The organism is Micromonospora parastrephiae (assembly GCF_016802865.1).
Taxonomy (GTDB): domain Bacteria; phylum Actinomycetota; class Actinomycetes; order Mycobacteriales; family Micromonosporaceae; genus Micromonospora; species Micromonospora parastrephiae.
In genome coordinates this window covers 1-5235 of sequence record NZ_JAEVHM010000285.1, presented here as the reverse complement: position 1 = coordinate 5235, position 5235 = coordinate 1, and the positions used below count along the sequence as shown (strand labels likewise).

Sequence of the window (5235 nt, the reverse complement as noted above, 5' to 3'; positions counted from 1 at the left end):
GCTGCCCGACGACGCAGAGGTGCTCGGGCCGTGCCCGCCGACGAGGGGCGGGAGCGGATGCTGGTCCGGGTGCCCCGGGCCCGGGCCGCCGCGCTCGCCGAGGCGCTGCACTCGGCCGCCGGGGCGCGGGCAGCCCGCAAGGCCGCCGATCCGGTCCGTCTCCAGGTCGACCCGCTGAGCCTGTTCTGACCGTCTCGGCCAGGCCCGCCGCGACCGTTTCGGCTGGCACCGGCGGTCCGCGACCTGGTCCGCGGCGGTGGCTCCCGCACACCGCGTCCGGCAAAGCGCTGGCGGTGGAGTGGTAGCATCGCCCGTCATGCCCGGGCGTACGGCGGTTCCTGGTTGCGGTGCGGCGTCAGACGCGCCGAGCCGGAGCCGGCGCAGGACGGCGCGACGGTGGCGGGAACGCGTCGGTCGGACGCGATGTCGATGATGTCAAACAGCCGGTTATCAGGGGTGGACCAGTCGTGACCGTTCGACAATCGATCGTCTTCAACGGCGACCTCGGCAGCGGCAAGAGCACCGTGTCGGTGGAGATCGCCAACCGGCTAGGGATGCGTCGGGTCAGCGTGGGTGACCTCTACCGGGAGATGGCGCAGCAGCGGCAGATGACCGCCCTGCAGCTCAACCTGCACGCCGAGCTGGACCAGGCCGTCGACGGCTACGTCGACCAGCTCCAGCGGGACATCGCCGCCTCCGGCGAGCGCCTCGTCATGGACTCCCGGCTGGCGTGGCACTTCTTCACCGACGCGCTCAAGGTGCACATGATCACCGAGCCGGGTGAGGCGGCCCGCCGGGTTCTGGCCCGACCGTCGGGGCCGGCGGAGAGCTACGCCTCGCTGGAGGAGGCCAAGGCGAAGCTCCGCGAGCGCAGCGAGAGCGAGCGCAGCCGGTTCATCGTCCGCTACGGGGTGGACAAGGCGCGACTGCGCAACTACGACCTGATCTGCGACACCACCCGGGCCTCGGCGTCCGAGGTGGTCGAGCACATCATCGCCGCGTACGAGGGGACGCTCGGCGTCGAGGTGCTGCGCGACGGCCCGCCGCTGCTGCTGCTGGACCCGGCCCGGGTCTACCCGACCGAGGACATCGCGACCCTGCGCGGACTGTGGGACACCGAGTTCGTCGGTGACGTCGCCGAGGCCGGTGACGAGGGGCTGGAGCCGTTGAAGATCGGGTTCACGGGCGAGTACTTCTTCGTCGTCGACGGCCACCGCCGGCTCAGCGCCGCCCTGCAGAACGGGTTCTCCCTCGTCCCGGCGCAACTCGTCGCGGAGGTCGACGAACCGGTCGTGGGCGGCATGAGCGCCCTCGACTACTTCGCCGCGCAGGTGCGCCCCGGCCTGGTCTACGACTGGGAGGCGGCCCACAAGATCCAGCTGCCGCTGCCGGAGCCCGCGTTGCTCCGCGGTGACGCGGTGCTCGCCGGGGACCCGGGCGCCAACGCCTGAGCCCGACGCGGGCCGAGCCCGACAGGCGACTCCCGCCCTCAGGTGATGCCAGGCGTGGACGGCGTGGGCATGATGGAGCCTCCGACGCATCGACGGGGGAGGCCGGCCATGGAGGCTGCCGAGGCGCTCACACTGCTCATGTCGCCGCAGGGGCGCGTCGACCCGTACCCGACGTACGAGCGGCTGCGCGCCCACGGGCCGGTGGTGCAGGCGCTGCCGGGGCTGTACGTGGTGACCGGTTACCCGGAGGTCGACGAACTGCTGCGCGACCCCCGCCTCGGGGTGCTCGACGACGCGCTGCGCGACCAGGTCTGGCCGAACTGGCGGGAGAGTCCGTCGGTGTCGTCGATCGCCCGGTCCATGCTGCGGACCAACCCGCCCGACCACAGTCGGATGCGCCGCCTCGCCGCCGGGGCCTTCAGCCCGCGCCGGATCGCCGGAATGCGTGACGTGGTGCGTGCCCAGGCCGAGGAGTTGCTCGACGCGATGATCGCCCGGGCCGAGGGCGGCGCGCCGGTCGACGTGCTGGCCGACTTCGCGTACCCGCTGCCGGTCGGGGTGATCTGCGCGCTGCTCGGCGTGCCCGCGGCCGACCGGCCGCTGTTCCGTCGCTGGGCCGGTGACCTGACCGGTGTCCTGGAGCCGGAGATCACCACCGAGGAGTTGGCGGTCGCCGACGCGGGCGCCGCCGAGCTGCGCGACTACTTCGTCGAGCTGATCGTCGCCCGGCGCCGCGAACCGGCCGACGACCTGACCACGGCGCTGGTCCAGGTACACGACGCCGACGGTGAGCGGCTCACCGGCGACGAACTGCTGGCCAACCTGGTGGTGCTGCTGGTGGCCGGCTTCGAGACCACCACCAACCTGCTCGGCAACGGCCTCGTGGTGCTGCTGCGCCACCCGGCGGCCGCCGACGCGCTGCGCGCCGACCCCGCGCTCGCCCCGGCGTACGTCGAGGAGCTGTTGCGCTACGACTCCCCGGTGCAGCTGACCACCCGGACCAGCACGGCGCCGGTGCGCTGCGGCGGGCTCGACCTGCCGCCCGGTAGCACGGCGCTGCTGTTGCTCGGCGCGGCCAACCGCGACCCGCGCCGGTTCCCCGACCCACGGTGCTTCGACCCGACCCGCCAGCAGGCGCACCCGCTCTCCTTCGGCGCCGGCCCGCACTACTGCCTCGGGGCCGGCCTGGCCCGCCTGGAGGCGCAGGTGGCGTTCCCGCTGCTGCTGCGCCGGCTGCCCGAGCTGGCCCTGGCCGGCACGCCCCGGCACCGGACCCGGCTGACCCTGCGCGGCTACGAGAGCCTGCTGGTGACGCTCGGCACACCGGCGGCGTCCGATCGAGGTACGCCGGCCGGCACGCGCCTGGGCACTCCGTAGACTGGTACGCGCCGCTCGCCCCACCCACGAAGGAGCCGTCCCGCGTGACCGTCCAGCCCATCCGTCTTTTTGGGGATCCGGTGCTGCGCACGCCGGCCGATCCGGTGGTCGACTTCGACGCCGAGCTGCGTCGGCTCGTCGCCGACCTCACCGACACGATGCGTGAGCAGAACGGCGCCGGCCTGGCCGCGCCGCAACTCGGTGTGAGCCTGCGGGTGTTCACCTTCGACGTCGACGACGTGCTCGGGCACCTGGTCAACCCGGTGCTGGAGTTCCCCGACGAGGAGGAGCAGGACGGCCCGGAGGGCTGCCTGTCCATCCCCGGGCTCTACTTCGACACCAAGCGGCGGCAGAACGTCATCGCCAAGGGCTTCAGCTCGTTCGGCGACCCGATGCAGATCGTCGGCACCGGCCTGATGGCCCGTTGCGTGCAGCACGAGACCGACCACCTCGACGGCGTGCTCTTCCTGGACCGGCTCGACTCCGCCGGCCGCAAGGAGGCCATGAAGGCGATCCGCCAGGCCGAGTGGTACGACGCGGCAGCCCCGCCGACGGTCAAGCTGAGCCCGCACATCACCGACCCCTTCGGACTGGGTCGGTGACCCGGATGCGCGTGATCTTCGCCGGTACGCCGGCCGTCGCCGTCCCCGCCCTGGCCGCCGTCGCCGCCTCCCGGCACGAGCTGGTCGCCGTGGTCACCCGGCCCGACGCGCCCGCCGGGCGTGGGCGTGGCCTGTCCCGCTCCCCGGTCGGCGAGTGGGCCGACGAGCACGGCGTGGAGGTGCTCACGCCGGCCCGCCCCCGGGACCCGGAGTTCCTCGACCGCCTGCGCGAGCTGGCACCGGACTGCGTGCCGGTGGTCGCGTACGGCGCGCTGGTGCCGCCGGCGGCCCTGGAGATCCCCCGGTACGGCTGGATCAACCTGCACTTCTCGCTGCTGCCGGCCTGGCGGGGCGCCGCGCCCGTGCAGCACGCCGTCCTGCACGGTGACGAGCTGACCGGCGCCAGCGTCTTCCAGCTGGAGCAGGGCCTGGACACCGGCCCGGTCTACGGCACCCTGACCGACGAGATCCGCCCCGCCGACACGTCCGGCGATCTGCTGGAGCGGCTCGCCGACTCCGGCGCCGGACTGCTGGTGGCGGTGCTCGACGCGATCGCCGACGGCACCGCCCGCGCCGAGCCGCAGCCCGCCGACGGGGTGTCGCTGGCACCGAAGCTGACCGTGGAGGACGCCCGGGTCCGCTGGGCCGACCCCGCCTTCGCGGTGGACCGCCGGATCCGGGCCTGCACGCCGGCGCCGGGCGCCTGGACGACGTTCCGGGGCGAGCGGGTGAAACTCGGCCCGGTCGTGCCGGTGCCCGACGGGCCGGAGCTGAAGCCGGGGGAGTTGCTGGTGGAGAAGGCCCGGGTGCTGGCCGGTACGGCCACCGCGCCGGTGCGCCTGGGCGAGGTGCGTGCCGCGGGCAAGCGGGCCATGTCGGCCACCGACTGGGCGCGTGGCGTCCGCGTCGGCGCCGGCGAGGACCTCGCGTGACGGCCCCGGAGGGGACACGTCCGCCGCGCTCCACCGGTCGCGGCGCGGACCGTCGGCCGGTACGACCGCCGATGGACCGGCCGCGCCGCGCGGCGTACGAGGCGGTGGCGGCGGTGCACCGCGACGACGCGTTCGCCAACCTGGTGCTGCCCATCATCCTGCGCGAGGAGGGGCTGTACGGCCGGGACGCGGCCTTCGCCACCGAGCTGACCTACGGCACCCTGCGTCATCTGGGCACGCTGGACGCGATCCTCACCGACGCGGCCGGGCGGGACGTGGCCCGGATCGACCCGCCGGTGCGTGACGCGCTGCGGATCGGGGCGTACCAGCTCCTGCACACCCGTGTGCCGCCGCACGCCGCGGTCTCGTCGACCGTGGACCTGGTCCGCGCGGTCGCGCCCGGCGCGACCGGGTTCGCCAACGCGGTGCTGCGGGAGGTGTCGACCCGCGACTCCGACGGCTGGGTGGCGAAGCTCGCCCCGCCGATGGAGACCGACCCGGTCGGGCACCTGGCGGTCGCGTACAGCCACCCGCAGTGGATCGTGCGGGCCTTCTCCGAGGCGCTCGACGGTGATCTGGGCGAGACGGCCCGTCTCCTGATCGAGGACAACGAGCGCCCGCCGGTGCACCTGTGCGCCCGACCCGGCCTGATCGACCCGATCGAGCTCGCCGACCAGGTCGGCGGCGCGCCGGGCGCGTTCTCGCCGTACGCCGTCTATCTGCCCGGAGGCGCGCCGGGCGACGTGCCGGCGGTGGCCGACGGCCGCGCCCACGTCCAGGACGAGGGCTCCCAACTGGTGGCCGCCGCCCTGGCCGACGCGCCGCTGGACGGCCCGGACGGGCGTTGGCTGGACCTGTGCGCGGGCCCCGGCG

The 5235-nt window shown here is 74.4% G+C and carries 5 protein-coding genes and 1 pseudogene; all 6 read left to right on the top strand.

Annotated elements, in window-relative coordinates; translation table 11 throughout:
- Positions 1 to 189 (top strand): annotated as a pseudogene (locus JNW91_RS29450) (hypothetical protein); the annotation flags it as partial.
- A gap of 278 nt (positions 190 to 467) precedes the next feature.
- A complete protein-coding gene (locus tag JNW91_RS29445; protein WP_203178772.1) occupies positions 468 to 1451 on the top strand; it encodes an AAA family ATPase in 984 nt (327 codons plus the stop codon).
- Between the two features lie 108 nt (positions 1452 to 1559).
- On the top strand, positions 1560 to 2828 hold the full coding sequence (locus tag JNW91_RS29440; RefSeq protein ID WP_203178770.1) for a cytochrome P450: 1269 nt from the start codon (positions 1560 to 1562) through the stop codon (positions 2826 to 2828).
- Between the two features lie 44 nt (positions 2829 to 2872).
- On the top strand, positions 2873 to 3430 hold the full coding sequence (def, locus tag JNW91_RS29435; RefSeq protein WP_203178768.1) for a peptide deformylase: 558 nt from the start codon (positions 2873 to 2875) through the stop codon (positions 3428 to 3430).
- Positions 3431 to 3435: 5 nt separating this feature from the next.
- Positions 3436 to 4362: a methionyl-tRNA formyltransferase gene (gene fmt / locus JNW91_RS29430; protein WP_203178767.1), complete on the top strand. Its 927-nt coding sequence runs from the start codon at positions 3436 to 3438 to the stop codon at positions 4360 to 4362.
- Positions 4317 to 5235 (top strand): transcription antitermination factor NusB (locus JNW91_RS29425; RefSeq protein ID WP_305070428.1); only part of this gene is annotated, 919 nt, incomplete at its 3' end. The genes fmt and JNW91_RS29425, both read left to right, overlap by 46 nt.